The sequence below is a fragment of the Mycobacterium sp. NGS50 genome, assembly GCF_059812545.1.
The window spans coordinates 1-18975 of the sequence record NZ_JCALCW010000059.1 but is presented as its reverse complement, the minus strand read 5'-3'; the positions used below and the strand labels follow the sequence as shown (position 1 = coordinate 18975).

The 18975-nt window shown below is 69.4% G+C and carries 20 protein-coding genes; 2 read left to right on the top strand and 18 right to left on the bottom strand.

Annotated features, from left to right (window positions below; translation table 11 throughout):
* Nucleotides 1–114: 114 nt before the first annotated feature.
* The 7 genes from AC5Y36_RS25125 to AC5Y36_RS25095 are packed head-to-tail and all read right to left on the bottom strand — an operon-like array spanning nucleotide 115 to nucleotide 6132.
* The gene (locus tag AC5Y36_RS25125; RefSeq protein ID WP_500043692.1) at nucleotides 115–897 is read right to left on the bottom strand and encodes a sulfite exporter TauE/SafE family protein; all 783 of its coding nucleotides are present in this window, start codon (nucleotides 895–897) and stop codon (nucleotides 115–117) included.
* Nucleotides 898–926: 29 nt separating this feature from the next.
* A complete protein-coding gene (gene der, locus AC5Y36_RS25120; protein ID WP_500043691.1) occupies nucleotides 927–2348 on the bottom strand; it encodes a ribosome biogenesis GTPase Der in 1422 nt (473 codons plus the stop codon).
* Nucleotides 2345–3031 (bottom strand): (d)CMP kinase, encoded by a 687-nt coding sequence (cmk, locus tag AC5Y36_RS25115; RefSeq protein ID WP_500043690.1) that lies wholly within the window; start codon nucleotides 3029–3031, stop codon nucleotides 2345–2347. The genes der and cmk overlap by 4 nt, the downstream gene beginning before the upstream one ends.
* The gene (locus AC5Y36_RS25110; RefSeq protein WP_500043689.1) at nucleotides 3028–3765 is read right to left on the bottom strand and encodes a pseudouridine synthase; all 738 of its coding nucleotides are present in this window, start codon (nucleotides 3763–3765) and stop codon (nucleotides 3028–3030) included. The genes cmk and AC5Y36_RS25110 overlap by 4 nt, the downstream gene beginning before the upstream one ends.
* The gene (scpB, locus tag AC5Y36_RS25105; protein ID WP_500043688.1) at nucleotides 3762–4463 is read right to left on the bottom strand and encodes an SMC-Scp complex subunit ScpB; all 702 of its coding nucleotides are present in this window, start codon (nucleotides 4461–4463) and stop codon (nucleotides 3762–3764) included. The genes AC5Y36_RS25110 and scpB overlap by 4 nt, the downstream gene beginning before the upstream one ends.
* On the bottom strand, nucleotides 4460–5278 hold the full coding sequence (locus AC5Y36_RS25100; RefSeq protein WP_500043693.1) for a segregation/condensation protein A: 819 nt from the start codon (nucleotides 5276–5278) through the stop codon (nucleotides 4460–4462). Before AC5Y36_RS25100 ends, scpB begins: the two co-directional genes overlap by 4 nt.
* Complete coding sequence (locus tag AC5Y36_RS25095; protein WP_500043687.1) at nucleotides 5266–6132, bottom strand: ParA family protein; 867 nt, start codon at nucleotides 6130–6132, stop codon at nucleotides 5266–5268. The genes AC5Y36_RS25100 and AC5Y36_RS25095 overlap by 13 nt, the downstream gene beginning before the upstream one ends.
* 166 nt (nucleotides 6133–6298) lie before the next feature.
* Here AC5Y36_RS25095 and AC5Y36_RS25090 point away from each other — a divergent pair, with 166 nt between their 5' ends.
* The gene (locus AC5Y36_RS25090; protein WP_500043686.1) at nucleotides 6299–7054 is read left to right on the top strand and encodes an O-methyltransferase; all 756 of its coding nucleotides are present in this window, start codon (nucleotides 6299–6301) and stop codon (nucleotides 7052–7054) included.
* Nucleotides 7055–7067: 13 nt separating this feature from the next.
* Here AC5Y36_RS25090 and xerD read toward each other — a convergent pair whose 3' ends face one another.
* From xerD to AC5Y36_RS25035, 11 genes are all read right to left on the bottom strand, one after another.
* Nucleotides 7068–8015, bottom strand: coding sequence for a site-specific tyrosine recombinase XerD (xerD, locus tag AC5Y36_RS25085; RefSeq protein WP_500043685.1), 948 nt, complete (start codon nucleotides 8013–8015; stop codon nucleotides 7068–7070).
* Nucleotides 8012–8644 carry an NUDIX domain-containing protein gene (locus AC5Y36_RS25080; protein ID WP_500043684.1) on the bottom strand — a complete coding sequence of 211 codons (633 nt, stop codon included), beginning with the start codon at nucleotides 8642–8644 and terminating at the stop codon, nucleotides 8012–8014. Before AC5Y36_RS25080 ends, xerD begins: the two co-directional genes overlap by 4 nt.
* Entirely contained in the window at nucleotides 8637–10364 is a 1728-nt protein-coding gene (gene pyrG, locus AC5Y36_RS25075) for a CTP synthase (protein WP_500043683.1), read from the bottom strand. Before pyrG ends, AC5Y36_RS25080 begins: the two co-directional genes overlap by 8 nt.
* 98 nt (nucleotides 10365–10462) lie before the next feature.
* Complete coding sequence (locus AC5Y36_RS25070; protein ID WP_500043682.1) at nucleotides 10463–11404, bottom strand: copper transporter; 942 nt, start codon at nucleotides 11402–11404, stop codon at nucleotides 10463–10465.
* A gap of 4 nt (nucleotides 11405–11408) precedes the next feature.
* On the bottom strand, nucleotides 11409–12593 hold the full coding sequence (gene steA, locus AC5Y36_RS25065) for a putative cytokinetic ring protein SteA (RefSeq protein WP_500043681.1): 1185 nt from the start codon (nucleotides 12591–12593) through the stop codon (nucleotides 11409–11411).
* Nucleotides 12594–12756: 163 nt separating this feature from the next.
* Nucleotides 12757–14526, bottom strand: coding sequence for a DNA repair protein RecN (gene recN / locus AC5Y36_RS25060; RefSeq protein ID WP_500043680.1), 1770 nt, complete (start codon nucleotides 14524–14526; stop codon nucleotides 12757–12759).
* Between the two features lie 2 nt (nucleotides 14527–14528).
* Nucleotides 14529–15389, bottom strand: a complete 861-nt coding sequence (locus tag AC5Y36_RS25055; RefSeq protein ID WP_500043679.1) for an NAD kinase — start codon at nucleotides 15387–15389, stop codon at nucleotides 14529–14531.
* Nucleotides 15386–16195 (bottom strand): TlyA family RNA methyltransferase, encoded by an 810-nt coding sequence (locus tag AC5Y36_RS25050; RefSeq protein ID WP_500043678.1) that lies wholly within the window; start codon nucleotides 16193–16195, stop codon nucleotides 15386–15388. The genes AC5Y36_RS25055 and AC5Y36_RS25050 overlap by 4 nt, the downstream gene beginning before the upstream one ends.
* Nucleotides 16196–16200: 5 nt before the next feature.
* Entirely contained in the window at nucleotides 16201–16356 is a 156-nt protein-coding gene (locus AC5Y36_RS25045) for a hypothetical protein (protein WP_500043677.1), read from the bottom strand.
* A gap of 13 nt (nucleotides 16357–16369) precedes the next feature.
* Nucleotides 16370–17374: an HAD-IIA family hydrolase gene (locus AC5Y36_RS25040; RefSeq protein WP_500043676.1), complete on the bottom strand. Its 1005-nt coding sequence runs from the start codon at nucleotides 17372–17374 to the stop codon at nucleotides 16370–16372.
* Between the two features lies 1 nt (nucleotide 17375).
* Nucleotides 17376–18209, bottom strand: coding sequence for a tetratricopeptide repeat protein (locus AC5Y36_RS25035; protein WP_500043675.1), 834 nt, complete (start codon nucleotides 18207–18209; stop codon nucleotides 17376–17378).
* 299 nt (nucleotides 18210–18508) lie between these two features.
* Between AC5Y36_RS25035 and AC5Y36_RS25030 the strand changes: the two genes are divergently transcribed.
* Complete coding sequence (locus AC5Y36_RS25030; protein ID WP_500043674.1) at nucleotides 18509–18862, top strand: hypothetical protein; 354 nt, start codon at nucleotides 18509–18511, stop codon at nucleotides 18860–18862.
* Nucleotides 18863–18975 lie beyond the last annotated feature (113 nt).

Sequence of the window (18975 nt, the reverse complement as noted above, 5' to 3'; positions counted from 1 at the left end):
TCCACCGCCCGAGCTCGGCCTACCCGGCGCCACCAACACCTTCCACCACCCCGAACACCACCTACCCAACGGACCACCCGACAACGCAGCCGCGTGACAGCGGATAAAACCGGTCTACACCGTCATGAGCCGATACAAGCCGATCAGCCCGACCACCACGATCACGGCGCGCAGGGCGTTCGGCGAGAGTCGGCGCCCGTAGTGCGCGCCCAACCATCCGCCCACCACCGAGCCGGCCGCGATCAAACCCGCCGCGGCCCAACTGATCCGGTCGAACGCCACCAGAATGTACGCGACCGCGGCAACCAGATTCACCACCAGTGCCAGCAGATTCTTGGCGGCATTCATCCGCTGAATCGATTCGGGCAGCAGCAGACCCATCACGCCCATCAGCAAGATGCCCTGGGCCGCCGAGAAATAACCCCCGTACACACCGACCGCGAACGTCCCGAAAGACAACGCTGCCAGCCGCGCGCGGCTCAACTGGTGCACCGAACGACCCGCGGCCTCCGCGCGGCGCTGCGCGACATTCTGAATCCTCGGTCCGATCAGCACCAAAACCAGCGCAAGGATCAGCAGCACCGGCACCACCCGGTTGAACACCTGCTCGGGCAGATGCAGCAGCAGCCACGCGCCCAGCACCGCGCCGAGCAGCGAGCCCGGGATCTGCCAACACAACCGGCCCCACTGCCCGCGCAGCTCGCGGCGATACGCCCAGGTTCCGGAGACGCCGCCGGCGACCAGACCAATCGCATTGGAAATGGTCGCGGTCACCGGAGCAAACCCCAGCGTCAGCAACGTCGGGAACGTGATCAAGGTCCCCGAGCCGACCAGCGAATTGACGGCGCCCGCCCCCACCCCGGCCAGCACGATCAACACCAGCTCGGACAGGGGCACGCCCGCAGCCTATCGGCCGGCAGCCGCGGTCAGCGACTGCGTTTCGGGCCGCGCTTCTCGCGCACCCGCACGTTGATGCGGATCGGGCTGCCCTCGAAGCCGAAGGTTTCGCGCAGTCGCCGCTCCAGGAATCGCCGGTAGCCGGCCTCCAGGAAGCCGGTGGTGAACAGCACGAACGTCGGCGGCCGGGCACTTGCCTGGGTGGCGAACAGGATCCGGGGCTGCTTGCCGCCGCGCACCGGCGGCGGGGTGGCGGCGACGATCTCTTTGAAGAACGCGTTGAGCGGCCCGGTGGAGATCCGGGCGTCCCAGGATTCCAGCGCACTCTCCAGCGCCGGTACCAGCTTCTGCAGGGCGCGCCCGGTCTTGGCCGAAATGTTGACCCGCTGCGCCCAGCCCACCCGGGCGAGGTCCCGGTCGATCTCGCGGTCCAGGTCGTAGCGGCGGTCCTCGTCGACCAGATCCCATTTGTTGAATGCCAGTACCAGTGCCCGGCCCGCTTCGATGACCATGGTCAGCACCCGCTGGTCCTGTTCGGTCAACGGCAGCGACGCGTCGATCAAGACGATCACCACCTCGGCGGCGTCGATGGCGCCGTGGGTGCGCACCGAGGCGTAGAACTCATGCCCGCTGGCCTGCCCGACTTTGCGTCGCAAGCCGGCGGTGTCGACGAAACGCCAGACCTTGTCCCCCAACTCGATCAGCGAGTCGACCGGGTCCACGGTGGTGCCGGCGACGTCGTGCACCACGGACCGCTCGTCGCCGGCCAGCTTGTTCAGCAGCGAACTCTTGCCCACGTTGGGTTTGCCGACCAACGCGACACGGCGCGGACCTCCTGCGCCGCCGGCGGATTCGGCAACCGTGGGCAGCGCGGCGACGACCTCGTCCAACAGGTCGGCCACCCCGCGGCCGTGCAGGGCGCTGACCGAATGCGGTTCACCGATACCCAGCGACCACAGCGCCGCCGCGTCGGCTTCCCCCTTCTCGCCGTCAACCTTGTTGGCGGCCAAGAACACCGGCTTGCCCGAGCGGCGCAGAATTCGAGCCGCGGCCTCGTCGCCGGAGGTGGCACCCACCACCGAATCCACCACCAGGATCACCGCGTCGGCGGTCCGCATGGCAACGGCGGCCTGTTCGGCGACCAGTTGTTGCAGTCCCTTGGCGTCGGGTTCCCAACCGCCGGTGTCCTGTACCACGAATCGGCGTCCGGTCCACAGCGCGTCGTAGGACACCCGGTCGCGGGTGACGCCGGGCAGGTCCTGCACCACCGCCTCGCGGCGCCCCAGGATGCGGTTCACCAGTGTGGATTTGCCGACGTTGGGACGCCCCACCACCGCGACGACCGGCGGCGGGCCGGACTCCTCGACGGCGTCGTCGCCCTCGGCGAACTCGGAGCCGAGCTCCCAGTCGCTTTCGTCGGTCCAGGTTCCGTCAGAATCCGTCGTGCTCATCTAATCGCTCCACTGCGTTGCGCGACGAGGGCCGCCAGGTGCGCGATGACCTCGTCCTGGCTCAAGTCGCTGGTGTCCACCACCACCGCATCGTCGGCGGCCCGCAACGGCGACACCGCGCGAGTGGAGTCCAGATGATCGCGGCGCTGCACATCGGCCAGCACCGCCTCATAGTCGTCGGCCAAGCCCGCCGCGATGTTCTGGTCGTTGCGCCGCCGTGCCCGGGTCTCGGCCGACGCGGTCAGGAAGATCTTCACCGCGGCGTCCGGCAGCACCACGGTCCCGATATCGCGGCCCTCCACGACGACGTTGTGCGGGCCGGCGGCCAGCTCACGTTGCAACGCGACCAGCCGCGCCCGCACGGCGGGAACAGCCGAGACCGCCGACACCGCGCGAGTGACACCGTCGCCGCGGATGTGCACCGACACGTCCTCGTGGCCAAGGTAGAAGGAGACTCCGTCGCAATCCACTGCCAGGTCGACATTGCGCGCGACTTCGCCGACGGCCGCCGCGTCACCCACATCCACTCCGGCGCGCAGCACCGCCAAGGTGACGATTCGATACATGGCGCCGGTATCGAGGTATCGCGCTCCCAGCAGCTGGGCCAATCCCCTTGACACCGAGGATTTTCCGGTACCGGCCGGTCCATCGATGGCGACCGCCAAGCCGCTCGTGCCGCTCACAGGCCGACCGCCTTGTGCAGTTCGCCGACTTCCTTGCGGGTCAGCGCCCGGATGCTGCCGGGTCGCTGCTCCCCCAGCGCCACCGAGCCGATACTGGTGCGTACCAACGCCTGCACCGGATACCCGACCTCGGCCAGCAGCCGTCGCACGATGCGCTTGCGTCCCTCGTGCAGAACCACCTGCACCAAGGTCCTGCCCGGCACCGCGTCGACGACCGCGAAGTCGTCGACCTGCACGGGCCCGTCGTCCAACTCGATCCCGGCCCGCAGCTTCTTGCCCAGCCCGCGCGGCACCGAGCCCGGCACGGTGGCCACATAGGTCTTGGGCACCCGGTAGGAGGGATGCATCAACCGGTGCGCCAATTCGCCGTCGTTGGTCAACAGCATCAGCCCCTCGGTGTCGGCGTCCAGCCGCCCGACGTGAAACAGCTTGGCGTTGCCGCGAACCCGGTGCTCGACCAGATCCCCGATACACGGCCTGCCCCGGTCGTCGGACATCGTCGAATGCATGCCGATCGGCTTGTTGATCGCCAGGTACACCAGCGAGTCGTCCACCGTCACCCGTACGCCGTCGACCCGGATCACCGACGCTGCGGGGTCGACGCGGGTACCCAGCTCGGTGACCAGCTGCCCATCCACCTCGACGCGGCCATCGATGATCATCCGCTCGGCGACCCGCCGCGACGCAACCCCGGCCTGCGACAACACTTTCTGCAGCCGAACACCCTCGCTCATGAGTCGTGGTCCACATCGAAGGTGAGCGGTGCATCAGGTGCCGGCGCACCGCCGAGCTTGATGAAACGCGGCTCGGTGTGCAGCGATTCGCTGATGTCGTCGATCACGTCGACATCGGGCAGCAGCGGCGCGATATCGGGCAGATCGTCCAGCGACGACAATCCCAGCCGCTCCAGGAACAGTTCGGTGGTCGCGAATGTCACCGCCCCGCTGTCCGGGTCGTTGCCGGCCTCGGTGATCAGGCCGCGCGCCAGCAGGGTCCGCATCACGGCGTCGACGTTCACTCCGCGCACGGCGCTGACCCGGGCCCGGGTCACCGGTTGCCGGTAGGCCACCACCGCCAGCGTCTCCAGCGCGGCGCGGGTCAGCCGCTGCCGCGAACCGTCGAGCAGCAACCGCTCCACGTAGGGGGCGAATCGGGCGCGGGTGTAGAGCCGCCAACCGCCTCCGGCCTCCCGCAGATCGATGCCGCTGTCGCGTTCGGTGAATTCGACGGCCATCTGCTGCAGCTTGGCGCCCACCCGGTACACCGGTTGCTCGGTGGCCGTGGCCAGCGCCTCCACGGTGACCGGGGTGTCGACCACCAGCAGCAGCGCCTCCAGCACCGCGCCCAGTTCGCCGTCTTCCAGCTCCGGAGCCGTCGCGACGTCGATACCGAGATCGGTATTCGGGTCGGTGTTCGGGACTTCTTCGGTCATGCCTCCGCGTCTGCTTTCACTAGGTCTTCGTTGGTCGGACGTTCTCCGGTCCACGAAACCTGGAGCACACCAAGCGGTTCTGGTTGGTCGAATGCTACCGCCCGAGCCCGGTACAGTTCGAGCAGCGCCAGGAAGCGGCCGACGATCTCGATCGGCACCGTGCAGTCGGCGACCAGGTCCGAGAACGACGCCCAGTGCCCGGGCCCGCGCGCCTCCAGCAACGTCAGCAAGCGGCCGGCCTGTTCGGGCACCGAGACCATCAGCCGGTGCAGATGCTCGGTGCCGACGGTGGGCACCGGCCGCGGCGTGAACGCGGCCGCCGCGATCTGGGCGAACGATTCGGCGTCCACACCCAGCATGACCTCGGGCATCAGGTCGGCGAACTGGTCTTCCAGCGCCACCGCCCGCGGGTAGCTGCGCAGCGCCGCGGCCTCCAGCTCGGCGAACATCTGTGCGACGTGTTTGAACGCGCGGTACTGCAGCAACCGGGCGAACAGCAGATCGCGGACCTCCAGCAGCGCCAGGTCCTCCTCGTCGTCGACCTGCCCGGTCGGCAACAGTCGGGCTGCCTTGAGGTCGAGCAGTGTGGCGGCAATCACCAGGAAGGCGGTCGTCTCCTCCAGCCCCAGCTGCGGGCCGATCTCCTTGGTGTAGGCGATAAAGTCGTCGGTGACCTGGTGCAGCGCCACCTCGGTGACGTCGAGCCGATGCGCGAAGATCAGCTGCAGCAGCAGGTCGAACGGGCCCTCGAAATTATTCAGCCGAACCTGGAAACCGCTCGGGTTGGCTGTCTCGGTACTACTCACGCGCCGAATCGGTCAATGACCTCGCGCGCCAGCGCGCGGTAGGCCTCGGCACCGCCTGACTTCGGTGCCCACATGGTGATGGGCTCGCCGGCGACGGTGGTCTCCGGGAATCGCACGGTGCGGCTGATGACGGTGTCGAACACCAGGTCGCCGAACCGCTCGACCACCCGGGCCATCACCTCGCGGGAGTTCACCGTGCGCGGGTCGTAGCGGGTGATCACGATGCCGCTGATGGACAGTTTCGGGTTGAGCCGGTCGCGCACCTTCTCGACGGTGTCGGTCAGCAGGGCCAGCCCACGCAGCGAGAAGTACTCGCATTCGGTCGGGATGATCACCCCGTCGGCGCAGGCCAGCCCGTTGACGGTGAGCAGACCCAGCGACGGCTGGCAGTCGATCAGCACGTAGTCGTAGCGGTCCAGCACCGGGTGCAGCGCCCGGTACAGCGATTGCTCCCGCCCCACCTCGTTGACCAGCTGGATCTCGGCGGCGGACAGGTCGATGTTGGACGGCACCAGGTCCAGGTTCTTGACCCGGGTGCTCATCAGCACGCTGTCCATGGACACCCGGGGCTCCACCAGCAGGTTGTGGACGGTGTGTTCCAGCTCGTAGTGCGGCACGCCCAGGCCGGCCGACAGGGCACCCTGCGGGTCCAGATCGACCAGCAGCACCCGGCGACCGTACTCGGCCAGTGCGGCACCCAGGTTGATCGTCGAGGTGGTCTTGCCGACGCCGCCCTTCTGATTGCACATCGCGATGACCTTGGCCGGACCGTGACTGGTCCGCGGGGTCGGCTCGGGGATCGTCCGCGGCGGACGCCCGGTCAGCCCGACCAGGGCGCCGTCGGCATCATCGGGACGCGTCATGCGGAGGCGTCCCAGGTCAGACCGCGTGCGGGCAAGGCGAACATCCGGGCAAGTCTAACTGTGCGACCGGGTCGATACGGGCAGACCCGCGGCAATTCGACGTGGCGGTCCGCACGGCAGAACGGGAGCCCCCCGCTCGCGCCGCCCGGCGCCTAGGCTGGCGGCCATGGGTCTCAAACAACGGTTGCCGTTTCTGCGCTGGTCGGTCCTGCGGATGGCGGGGGCCGGAACGCGCAATATCGTCACGACCGGGCAGATCGGCGACGGCCGCGAGGCCGCCGCGGTGGCCTACGTGCTCGCCAATGCCCGCGCCGGCGATATCGACGACGTCCTGGCCACCATCGACAAATTCGCCTACGAGAAGTCGCTGCTGATCAACGTCGGCGACGAGAAGGGCGCGCTGCTCGACGCCGCCGTCGGCCGCGCCGATCCCAAGCTGGCGCTGGAGTTGGGCACCTACTGCGGCTACGGGGCGCTGCGCATCGCCCGCGCGGCCCCCAACGCGCGGGTGTACTCCGTCGAGCTGGCGGAGGCCAACGCCGCCAACGCCCGGCAGATCTGGGAGCACGCGGGCGTCGCCGACCGGGTGACCTGTGTGGTCGGCACCATCGGCGACGGCGGCAAAACCCTGGACACGCTGGCCGGCGAGCACGGCTTCACCGCGGGCGCGCTGGACTTCGTGTTCCTCGATCACGACAAGGACGCCTACCTGCCCGACCTGCACAGCATCGTCGACCGCGGCTGGCTGCACCCGGGCTCGATCGTGGTCGCCGACAACGTCAAGGTGCCGGGCGCCCCGAAGTACCGCGCCTACATGCGTGAACAGCAAGGCGCGCAGTGGAACACCGTCGAGCACCAGGCACACGTCGAGTACCAGACGCTGCTGCACGACCTGGTGCTGGAGTCGGACTACCTGGGCTAGCGGCGAGCGTAAGCTACCGTGCCCGCGGGTGGGCTTCGGCCCACACTTCACGCAGGGCGTGCACGGTGACCAGGGTGTAGATCTGCGTGGTGGTGACCGACGCATGACCGAGCAGCTCCTGCACCACCCGCACGTCGGCGCCGCCGTCGAGCAGGTGGGTGGCGAACGAGTGCCGCAGCACGTGCGGTGAGACGCCGGCCGTGATGCCCGCGCGTTCGGCGGCGTCCTGCAGAACCTGCCAGGCGCTTTGCCGCGACAACCGGCCGCCGCGCGCGTTGAGGAAGATCGCCGGGGTCCCCCGGCCGCGGCGGGCCAGCTCCGGGCGGCCCCGCACCAGGTAGGCGTCCAGCGCGGTCACCGCGGGCCGTCCCACCGGCACCAGCCGCTGTTTGCCGCCCTTGCCGCGCAACAGCACCGAACGCGCGACGGTGTCGACGTCGTCGATGTCCAGACCGACGGCCTCCGAGATCCGGGATCCGGTGGAGTACAACAGTTCCAGCAGCGCCCGGTTGCGCAGCGCCAGCGCGCCGTCCGACGGGCTGTCGCCGCCGGCACCGTCGAGCAGGGTCAGCACTTCATCCACCGTCAGGCTCTTGGGCAGCCGGCGCCCCGGAGTGGGCGGCTTTACCGCGCGCGCCACGTCCAGCTCCGTCAGCCCTTCGGCGGCGGCGAACCGGTGCAGGCCGCGCACCGCGACCAGCGCGCGGGCCGCCGACACCGCCGACAAGGCGGCCAACCCGGACTCCGGGTCGCCGCGGCGCAACGCCACCAGGAACTCGCTGACATCGCTCTCGCTGACCTTGGCCAGGTCATCGACGCCGTGCATGGCCAGATGCTCCTGATAGCGGCGCAGGTCACGACGATAGGAGCTCAATGTGTTGGCGGCGACGCCACGCTCGATCATCAGGTGGTCCAGATACCCCTGCAGCTGGCCCGCCAGCGGCGGCGCCACGGTGGTCATCGACGGTCCTGTCGGCCCGCGAACGCGGTCGGCCGGTCCGGCCACGGTGCGTCCACCGGCCGCGGCTCCGCCACCCCCTGGCAGACGGCATGCGCCGCCAGAATCCCGCCGACCGCAAGGGCATTGACGATCTCGCCGCGAAACACATCTCGGACGGCCTCACCGAGCGGATACCACTGCAGCCGCAGATCGGCCTCTTCGTCGTGCGCTGCCGGCCGCGGCACCTCGGTCAAGCCGGTGGCCAGAAAGACCCGCACCGACTCGTCGCTGAAGCCCGGGGAGGAATCGAGGTCGACCAGCACCTGCCAGCTGCTCGCGGCCAGGCCCGCCTCTTCCTCGAGTTCGCGGGCGGCGGTCTGGTGCGGTGGTTCACCGTGCAGGTCGAGCAGACCGGCCGGCAGTTCCCACAGCCGACGGCCCAGCGCGTGCCGGTACTGGTAGATCAATGCGATCCTGGCGTCCGGGCTCACCGAGTCCATCGCGACCACCGCCACCGCGCCGTAGTGCTCCAGCACTTCGCGGGTCGCGACGTTGCCGCCCGGCATCCGCACCCGGTCGGTGCGTAACGCGAAAATCTTTCCCTGATGCAGGATCTGCGACGAGACGGTCTCGAAGTCGTGGTCAGGCACGAGTTGCGGACTCTTGCACGGGATTGCCGTTGGGGTGATGTTCGGGAATCTCCACCGGCAGCCGCTCGGCCGCCTTGTAGTCGATCGCGGCGCCGACGAACGCGGCGAACAGTGGATGCGGCCGGGTCGGGCGGCTCTTGAGCTCCGGATGTGCCTGGGTGCCGACGATGAACGGGTGTATCGACGGCGGGTACTCGACGAACTCGACCAGTTGGCCGTCCGGGGAGGTGCCGGAGAACCGGAGCCCACTGGCGGCGATCCGTTCCCGGTAGGCGTTGTTGACCTCGTAGCGGTGCCGGTGCCGCTCGGAGACCTCCGTCGCCTCGTAGGCTTGCGCGACCAGCGAGTCCGGCTCCAGCACAGCGGGATAGGCGCCGAGTCGCATGGTGCCGCCGAGGTCGGCCTCGCCGGCGACGACGTCCTGCTGGTCGGCCATCGTGGCGATCACCGGGTCCGGTGTCGACGGCTCGAATTCCGCCGAGTTCGCCTGGTCGATGCCCACCGAGCGGGCGGCCTCGATGACGATGCACTGCAATCCCAGGCACAGTCCCAGCACCGGCAGCCCGGTGGCGCGGGCGTGGGAGATGGCACCCAGCTTGCCTTCGATGCCCCGGATGCCGAAGCCGCCCGGGATCAGCACGCCGTGCACGTCGGTCAGCGACGCGGCTGCCCCGCTCGGCGTCTCACAGGCATCGGACGCCACCCAGCGGATCTCCACCTTGGCGTGGTGCTTGAAGCCGCCGGCGCGCAATGCCTCAGCGACCGACAGGTAGGCGTCGGAGAGGTCGATGTACTTGCCCACCAACGCGATTCGTACGGTTTCGTGCGGCTCGTGGACGCGGCGCAACAGATCGTCCCACTCAGTCCAGTCGACGTCGCGGAACGGCAGGTTGAGCCGGCGCACCACGAAGGCGTCGAGCTCCTCGCGGTGCAGCACCTTGGGGATGTCGTAGATCGACGGCGCGTCGGGTGTGGAGATGACGCCGTCGACGTCGACGTCGCACATCAGCGCGATCTTGTTCTTCAGCGGTTCGGGGACGTCGCGGTCGCACCGCAGGATCAGGGCGTCCGGGGTGATACCGATGCTGCGCAGCGCGGCCACCGAGTGCTGGGTCGGCTTGGTCTTGAGTTCGCCGGACGGCGCCAGATACGGCACCAGCGACACGTGCAGGAAAAACACGTTGTCGCGGCCCACGTCGTGGCGGACCTGCCGGGCGGCCTCCAGGAACGGTTGAGACTCGATATCGCCTACCGTGCCACCGATCTCGGTGATGACGACGTCGGGGCGCTTGCCCTGGGCGTCCGGTTCGGCCATGTCCAGGATCCGGCGCTTGATCTCGTCGGTGATGTGCGGGATCACCTGCACGGTGTCGCCCAGGTACTCGCCGCGGCGCTCCTTGGCGATCACCGTGGAGTACACCTGTCCGGTGGTGACGTTGGCCGAGCCGGACAGGTCCCGGTCCAGGAATCGCTCGTAGTGGCCGACGTCGAGATCGGTCTCGGCGCCGTCCTCGGTGACGAACACCTCCCCGTGCTGAAACGGGTTCATGGTGCCCGGGTCGACGTTGAGGTAGGGGTCGAGCTTCTGCATCGTCACCTGCAGCCCCCGCGAGATCAGCAGCTGGCCGAGGCTACTGGCGGTCAGTCCCTTACCCAGAGACGACGCGACGCCACCGGTGACGAAGAGATGCTTGGTAGCGGTGTGCGGGTGCTTTCGCAACAGGGACCTCCGTGACGACAAACGCAGGTGTGGGAGCCTGCCGATCCACGGAATCTCACCCTAACACCGACGCCGCGCAGTCGGCGCTAACACGCCCGCTACTGCGCGACTGTCACCGATGTCGCACCGGCGCCCAGGCCGTACTGGCCGGTCCGGCCCCCGTTGATCAAGTCGCCCAGGGCCAGCACGACGGTGATCCGCCCGGACTCGACCTCGACGTCGTCGACCGTGCTGATCGCGGCCGCCATCCCGCTATCGGCCCTGCTCACGGCGACCGCGGCGTTGCCCGACGATGACCCGTCCCGACCGGCGAGCACGGTGCCCGTGCCGTGCGGGGCCAGTGCCGACGCGAATCGGGCCACGCTGACGCCCTGGTTGCCGGCGTCCTCGCCGATCCTCCCGCCGGTGATCACCACCGCGGCGTTGGCCGCCGCGACACGCTCGGAGCCGTAGCTGATGAACCCGGTGTCGCGCAACGCGGCCAACACCGTGTCGCGCTGGGTGTCGTCGACAGCCGGCACCTGGGGGTCGCGATTGGTCAGCAACGTGATGCCCAACAGGTCACCGGCTTGCGACCCCGGATCGACCAGTTTGGTGCTCAGTTGCGCACCGGCGGGCAGGATGGCCGAGTTGACGACGGTGCGCAGTTTCTCGCTGGCGTTGGCGTCGACGAACTGCTGGGTCAGCGCCACCGTCCCACTGATCGTTCCGCCGGCCGCCCGCACGGTTCGCGAGACCGCCTCGGCGTCGTCGTCGTGGGAGTCCGGCGTCCGGAACAGCACCACCGATTTACCTGCCAGCACGTCGTGCACCACTCGGGGCGCAACCTGGGCATCGAAATCGTCTGCCGTGCCCAGCTTCTCGTTGAGTGCGTTCTTGTCGTCGTTGAGCGCGTTGATCTGCGAATGCAGGTCGCGCTTCTCCTGACGCAATCCGGACAGCAGTGAATCGGACAGCAGGCCCGAACCCAGCACAACTCCGATCGCCAGCGCCAGAAACACTGAGGCCAGCGAAATCGCGTGGTGACGTAGCGAAATCACGGTGCTAGGTGATCCAGCCCTGCACCCACTGGGAGAACTGGTTCCAGTAGTCCATGATCCAGTGCAGCACCATGGTGTCGGTGCGCGACACCCACAGCGCGACGATCACCGCGATGAGCATCGTCAACACCAGCAAGGCGATGGCCCCGGCCGAAATCCTGTTGCGGTACAAGGTGGCAACGGCCCGGGCGTCGACCAGCTTCTCCCCGACCTTCAGCCGGGTGAGGAACGTCGACGGGTTGCTCTGCGCGCGTGTCCGGTCGAAGAACGTCTCGATGCTGGCGGTGTGGCCGGCGGTGACCAGCAGCGCCGCGCCGTGGTGGTCGGCCAGCAGCAGCGCCAGGTCGATCGGCGACCCGGCGGCCGGGAATGTCATCGCGCCCACACCCAGATCCTGGATACGTTCCAGGCCGGGTGCGTGGCCGTCGGCGTCGGCGGGGATGACCACCTGCGCACCGCATTTGAGCACGTCGACGGACAGCTGTTCGGGGTCGGCGACGATGAGCTGCGGGCGGTACCCGGCCTTGCGCAGCACGTCCGCACCGGCGCCCACCCCGATCAGCACCGGCTGGTACTCCTTGATGAACGGCTTGAGGCACTTCAGATCATCGGCGGCGTGCGGCTCGTCGGCCACCAGCACCACGTGCCGGCGCCGCAGGTCGACGTCGATGTCGGGGATGCCGATACCGTCGATCAGCAACGGGCTCTCGCTACGGATGAATTCAATGGTGTTGCCGGCGAACGCTTCCAGGTGCGAAACCAGCCCGGACTTGGCTTCGTGCATCATCTCGGCGATGTCGTGGTCGGTGCGCTCGGTGCCCAGCGCCAACCGGCGGTCACCGGCGTACACGCCGCCGTTGTGCAGCCGGATCTTGGCGCCGTCCTTGACCTTCTTGAAAACCGTCGGCCCGGCCTCGTCGATCAGGGCGACGCCGTTGGCGACCAGCACCTCGGGCCCCTGGTTCGGGTAGCGCCCCGAGATGGACGGCGAGGCGTTGACCACGCCCGCGATTCCGGATTCGACCAGGGCGTCGGCGGTGATCCGGTCCAGGTCGAGCACATCGAGGACGACGATGTCGCCGGGGCACACGCGTCGCAGCAGTCGATCGATATCGCGGTCGACCCGGGCGGTGCCGACCAGACCCGGCCGCGACGTACTACTACGGGACATAAGCGCAGACATCCTCATGCGGGCGATTCTGTCGGCGATCCGCGGCCGAGCCGTGGAGGCGCGCCGTAACACCAGCCTCAGAAGTTAAATTGCGTCACATTTGTAACAGGGTGATCTCGGCGAGCAGACACAAAAGTGCCCTTTTTCGCCCCGAAAAGGGCACTTTTGCGTCTGCTCGGCGTCAGGAGGTCCGGTCGGCCTGCGCGGCGTCGAGGAGTTCTCGGGCGTGGGCCCGGGCGGTGTCGGTCTCGCCGAGCCCGGCCAGCATCCGGGCCAGTTCGGCGACGCGCTCCTCGTCGTCGAGGCGCCGCACCCCGCTGGCGCCGTTGCGTCCGGTCGGTTCCACCATCAGGTGCACATCGGCGTAGGCCGCGACCTGCGGCAGGTGGGTCACCACGATCACCTGGTGACTGTCGGCCAACCTGGCCAGCCGCCGCCCGATCTGGACCGCCGCTCGGCCGCCCACCCCGGCGTCGACCTCGTCGAAGACCATCGTGGTGCCCGCCGAGCGGTTCGACGACGTCGCCAGCACCACTTCCAACGCCAGCATCACCCGCGACAACTCGCCGCCCGAGGCGCTCTTGGCCAGCGGCAGCACCGTCATGCCGCGGTGCGCGGTGAAGCCGAATTCGACGGTGTCCACGCCGTCGCTGCCGGCGTGCGCGATCACCCCGGAGGGCAGCGGCAGCGCGGCCGGATCGTCTTCGGCGGCCGAGGCTGTGCTCACGCCGATGGTGAATGCGGCATCGGCCATCGCCAGGCCGGCCAGTTCGGCGGTGACGGCCTTGGCCAGTCCCCCGGCGGCCTTGCTGCGCGCCTGGCTGAGGTCGACGGCCGCCTGCGCCACCTGGCCGCTCAGCTCGTCGACCCGCCCCTGCAGCCCGACCAACGCCTCCTCGGACACATCGAGTTGCGCCAACCGGTCCCGGGATTCGCGGGCCCAGGCCAGCACCCCGTCGATGTCGGCGGCGTATTTGCGGGTCAGGCCGCGCAATTCGGCCTGCCGGGCCAACTTGGTTTCCAGTGCGCTGGCGTCGCCGGGCAACGCGCCGAGGTAGTCGCCCAGTTCGCGGGCGGCGTCGGACACCGCGGTCAGCGCCTCGCCGAGTTGACCGCTCAGTGCCTGCAGCGCGGCGTCATCGGTGGATTCCAGCAGCGACCTGGCCCGCGCCAGGGCGGATTGCGCTGTCACCTCGCCGATTCCGGCCGTCTCCTCGTCGGCGCCGGTGAGCGCGGCCCGGGCCTGGGCGGCGGCTTCGCGCAGCGCGTCGAGCTCCGAGAGCCGCCGGATGTCGGCGGCCAGCGTGTCGTCTTCGCCCGGCTGGGGGTCGACGGCGTCGATCTCCTGCAGGCCGAACGCCAACCGGTCGGCCTCCTGGGCGAGTTCGCGGGCCCGGTTACGCCGGTCGATCAGGTCGCGGCGCGCGGTCTGCCAGCCGTCGCGCAGCTTGCGGTAGCGCTCCAGGCGGGTGCCGACGGCCGCGAACCGGTCCAGCGCACCCCGTTGTTCGTCGGGCCGCATCAGCCGCAGCTGGTCGTTCTGCCCGTGCAATGTCAGCAGTTCGGTGGTGAACCCGCTCAGCGACCGGGCCGGCACGCTGCGGCCGCCCAGATACGCCCGGGAAGGCCCGTCGCTGCTGACCGTGCGCAGCGCGATGACGCTGTCGTCCTCGTCGCGTTCACCGCCCGACGCATCCAGGATCTGCTGGACCTGGCCGGCGGCCGCCTCACCGAGCTCGCCGGTGCAAAAGCGCCCTTCCACCACCGCGCGGGCGGCCCCGGACCGCACCCGGTTGGCGTCGGCGCGGGCGCCGCCCAGCAGATGCAGCCCGGTCACCACCATGGTCTTGCCGGTGCCGGTCTCACCGGTCAGCACCGTGAGGCCGCGGTCGAATTCGGCGGTCGCGACGCTGATGGCGCCCAGCGATTCGATCCGGAGTTCGGTCAGCACCGCTACTGCCCGCGCCAGCCGGTGACCGGCAGCCGGAACTTGCGAACCAGCCGGTCGGTGAACGGTGCGCTGTCCAGCCGGGCCCACTTGACCGGCGACCCCGAACGCGACACTTCCAGCCGTCCGCCGGCGGGCACCAGCATTTCGCGGCGGCCGTCGCAGAACACCAACGCGTCGTTGCCGCTGGCCTCGACCTCGATCGCGATCGCCGCGTCCGGACTGGTGACCATCGGACGTGCGAACAGGGCGTGAGCGTTGTTGGGCACCACCAGGATTGCATCGAGATCCGGCCACAGCACCGGCCCACCCGCGGAGAACGCGTAGGCGGTGGATCCGGTCGGTGTCGACACCAGCATCCCGTCGCAGCCGAACGTCGACACCGGCCGGCCGTCGACCTCGATGACCACGCCGAGCACACCGAGGCGTGATCCCTTCTCCATGCTGGCTTCGTTGAGCGCCCAGCCGCTGTCGATGACCTGGCCGCCGACACGTACCCGCACATCCAGCGTCATGCGGTGTTCCACCCGGTAATCGCGGGCGATGATCCGATCCAGCACGGCGTCGATGGTTTCCGCCTCCGCCTCGGCGAGGAATCCGATCCGGCCCAGGTTGACGCCCAGCACCGGAATGTCGGCGTTGCGGGCCAGTTCGGCGGCGCGCAGGAAGGTGCCGTCGCCGCCGAGCACCAGCACCAGTTCGCAGCCCTGTGCGGCGTGGGCCTCGGTGTCGGTCACATCGAGGTCGACGCCCAGGCGGCGCAGCGTGATACCGCTGTCGCTGAGCACCTTCTCGACCCGGCGCGCGGTGTCGGCGGCCTCCTCGCGCCCGGTGTGCACGACGAGCAATATGGTGCGTTCGGTCATTGCGGCCCCTGTTCGGCGGCGGTCGCGACGGCGTGCGCCAGCGTGTCCCCGGTCAGTGGCCGGTCGGACTGGGCTCGCAGCCACAGGAAGTATTCGACATTGCCGGACGGCCCGGGCAGCGGGCTGGCGGTGACCCCGACGGTGTGCCAGCCGAGCCGTTCGGCCTTGTCTGCCACGCCCAGCACCGCGCCCGCGCGCAGCTGGGGGTCCTCGACCACGCCGCCGGCACCCACCTGGCCCTTCCCGACTTCGAACTGTGGCTTCACCATGGGAACGATATCGGCGTCGGGGCCGGCGCACCCGGTCAGCGCGGGCAACACGGTGGCCAGCGAGATGAACGACAGGTCGGCGACGATCAGGTCGACACGGCCACCGATCGCCTCGGGCGCCAGGTCGCGGACGTTGGTCCGCTCCAGCACGCTGACCCGCGGATCCGAGCGCAGCGACCAGGCCAGCTGCCCGTATCCGACGTCGGCGGCGACGACTTCGGCCGCGCCGCGATCGAGCAGCACCTCGGTGAACCCGCCGGTCGATGCGCCGGCATCCAGGCAGCGCCGCTGCTGAACGGACAGCCCGAAAGCGTCCAGGGCGCCCAGCAGTTTGTGCGCGCCCCGCGACACCCAGCTGCGGCCCTGGTCGGCCGCGACGGTGAGGTTGGCGGTCACCGCGATCGCGGTGGCCGGTTTGGCGGCCGGCATCCCGTCGATGTGCACCTTGCCGGCGCTGATCAGCTCGACGGCCTGCTGGCGGGAACGCGCCAGCCCGCGCCGGACCAATTCGGCGTCGACGCGGGCACGCCGTGTCACCGCGCTCAGCCCTTCTCCACCGATTCCAGCGCGTGCACCAGGATGTCGTGCAGTTCGTTGAGGCGGCGGGCTATCGCATCGAGATCGGCGTCGGTGTCGGACGCCAGCTCAGCGAGCAGCGTGTCGATCTCGGCGCGAATCCGGTCGGGTTCGATCGTCATAGCACTGCTTACGCTAGTCGATCTCGATCAGCGACCACCGCTTCAGGGCATCGCGGGCGGTGTCGTCGCCGGCCCGGACCGTCACCGGGACGTCGGCGGCCGCCCAGGCCGCGCACGCGACGGCACGAACGATCGAGAGCCCGTCGCCGGTGTCGCCGTCGGCGGCGCTGACCGTCACGGTGTGGCCGTCGGCAGCCACCTGCCAGCACGGCTGCGGGGCGATCCGCAGCGCCTCGGCGGGTTGGTGCAGTGCGCGCAGATCCTCCGCCAGGTAGGTCGGCCGCTGCGCGGGCACCGCGTACACCGCGTCGCGGGCGGAGTTGACCCCGGTGAGCACCATCAGGCTGGGCAACTCGGCGGCATTGGCGGCGGCGATGTCGGTATCCAGCCGGTCTCCGACCACCAGCGGGGTGTGAAAGTCGCCGCGGGTCAGGGCCTCGGTGAGCAACGCCGGCCCCGGCTTGCCCGCCACCTGGGGTTCGGCGTCGGTCGCGGTGCGCAGCGCGGCCACCATCGAGCCGTTGCCCGGCAGCAGTCCGCGCTCGGACGGCAGGGTCTTGTCGACGTTGGTCGTCATCCACACCGCACCGGCGCGGATGGCCAGCGCCGCCTCGGCCAGGTCCGTCCAGCCGAGCTCGGTGGACAGGCCCTGGACCACCGCGGCCGGCTCGTCGGACGCCAGCCGCACCGGCTGCAATCCGACGCCGGCGATCTCGGCGGCCAGCGACGCGGTGCCCAACACCAGGACCCGTGATCCGCCGGGCAGCTGGCCGGCCAGCAGATGCGCCGCGATCTGGGCGCTGGTGGCGACGTCGTCGGCGACGGCACTGAAGCCCAGCTCGCTCAGGTGCGCGGCGACCTCGCCGGCCCCGCGCGAGGAGTTGTTGGTGATGAACAAGGCACGGCTCTGCAGCTCGGCCAGGGTCTCCACGGCACCGACGGTGGGCTCCCCGCCCCGAAACACCGTCCCGTCGAGGTCGAGTAGCAGGCAATCATATTGGTCAGCGAGCGTTGTCACGTCAGCTCAGCTCGCCGACCCGCTCTTCGGCGTCAGTGACTCCGTCGGCGTCGGCGGCCGCGGACCGCAAGAACCACTGCAGCGCGTCCTGGGTGCGACCCAATGCCAGCAGCGTGTCGGCGTAGGCGTAGAACAATCGCGCCGCCGTCGCCCCGGTGCGGGTGGGGTCTAGCTGGGGGGTGGACAGTAGGTTCAGCGCCTGCTCGAGCTGACCCAGGTCGGTGCGGGCGCCGGCGACGACCATCCGCAGCTCGTCGGCCTCGTCGCCGGTGAGCTGGGCGGCCTCGGTCCCGCGGGCGAGCTCGATGGCCCGCTCCGGGCGGCCCAGGCCGCGTTCACAGTCCGCGATCAGCGGCAACAGGGCCGACTTGCTGCCCATCCGGCGTGCGGCGCGCAGTTCGGCCAACGCCTGCGCCCAGTCACCGCAGTGATACGCGGCGATGCCGACAGCTTCCCGGACCGCAGCGATGCGTGCGGCGCGGCCCCGGGCGGCGCGGGCGTGCTCCAACGCGGCCTCGGGGTCCTCGAGAATCTGTTCGCCGGCCGCCACCAGGTGCCGTGCCACGAAGTCCGCGGTGGATTTGTCCAGGGTGGACAGCTCGCGCCGCACCTCGGGTGCCAGCTGGGCGGCCTCGATGTCCTTCGGAAGCGCGGGTCCCGATTGGCGTTCAGCGTCGCCGGCGTTGGGTTGCGGCTGGGCGCAGCGCGCACGATCCGGCCCCGACCTCGTCGGCGCCGACGTACCCTTCCCCCGCCCCTGCTGCGGACCGCGTGGACCACTTCGGGTGCCATCGCGCGACTGACGCCGCTCGCCACCTGCTCTGTTCTCGACCACTGAAACCTTTCGCCGTAAAGCCTCGTGTCAGGATACGGCGCTGCGCGGATGGGGAGCCGACCGCACCAATCCCGTTGACCCGGCATTCGCCGCCGGCATCGTCGTGCCACAGCAACGACCGAAACCGGTCCGGACGCCGTTGCTTGCGGCGCCGTCGGGTTGTGCCTCGGCCAAACGCGGCGCGGGTCGCTCAGCAGCCAATACAAGGGAAATCCCTGTATCCGCGGGACGCCCGACCGACCTAGTGTCCTTACAACGCGGTGCCGGAGTCCCGGTCACCGGAGAAAGGAAGTACACCAATGAAGACCACCCGGATTGCGACCCTGGCGGCGGTGATGGCCGGTGCAGCGCTGGGGCTGTCGGCGCCGGCGTCCGCCGACCTGGTCGACGGCACCTATGAAGAGACCCAGGACTGGAACTCGGGTCCCAAGACGCTCACCGTGAATATCACGTCGTGCGGCGCCGGCTGCAAAAACCTTGCCGGCGCATACACCACAGACGAACTCCAGCAGTACCACTTGCAGGGCAAGACCTGGACTGCGACCGACAGTTTCCACAGCACGTTCACGCTCGACAACGATTCGCTGACGGGCAGTTGGGAATCGCCGATGTTCAGCACGCCGGTGGGCCTGCATCTCGTGAAGGTGGGGTAGCTTCCCGCCAATGCCGCGCCCCGCATCCGCGCGTGATCGAGTGCCGCTGCGCGGCCGCGACTTCGCATGGACGACGAGTTGAAAGTGATTGAGAAATAACAGAAATGCCCCCC

What these genes read in the sequence shown, in the direction of transcription:
- der (WP_500043691.1), bottom strand. Translation starts at nt 2,348, where the DNA reads ATGAGCACGACGGATTCTGACGGAACCTGGACCGACGAAAGCGACTGG.
- AC5Y36_RS25110 (WP_500043689.1), bottom strand. Translation starts at nt 3,765, where the DNA reads ATGAGCGAGGGTGTTCGGCTGCAGAAAGTGTTGTCGCAGGCCGGGGTT.
- scpB (WP_500043688.1), bottom strand. Translation starts at nt 4,463, where the DNA reads ATGACCGAAGAAGTCCCGAACACCGACCCGAATACCGATCTCGGTATC.
- AC5Y36_RS25095 (WP_500043687.1), bottom strand. Translation starts at nt 6,132, where the DNA reads ATGACGCGTCCCGATGATGCCGACGGCGCCCTGGTCGGGCTGACCGGG.
- AC5Y36_RS25090 (WP_500043686.1), top strand. Translation starts at nt 6,299, where the DNA reads ATGGGTCTCAAACAACGGTTGCCGTTTCTGCGCTGGTCGGTCCTGCGG.
- xerD (WP_500043685.1), bottom strand. Translation starts at nt 8,015, where the DNA reads ATGACCACCGTGGCGCCGCCGCTGGCGGGCCAGCTGCAGGGGTATCTG.
- steA (WP_500043681.1), bottom strand. Translation starts at nt 12,593, where the DNA reads ATGAGGATGTCTGCGCTTATGTCCCGTAGTAGTACGTCGCGGCCGGGT.
- AC5Y36_RS25055 (WP_500043679.1), bottom strand. Translation starts at nt 15,389, where the DNA reads ATGACCGAACGCACCATATTGCTCGTCGTGCACACCGGGCGCGAGGAG.
- AC5Y36_RS25045 (WP_500043677.1), bottom strand. Translation starts at nt 16,356, where the DNA reads ATGACGATCGAACCCGACCGGATTCGCGCCGAGATCGACACGCTGCTC.
- AC5Y36_RS25030 (WP_500043674.1), top strand. Translation starts at nt 18,509, where the DNA reads ATGAAGACCACCCGGATTGCGACCCTGGCGGCGGTGATGGCCGGTGCA.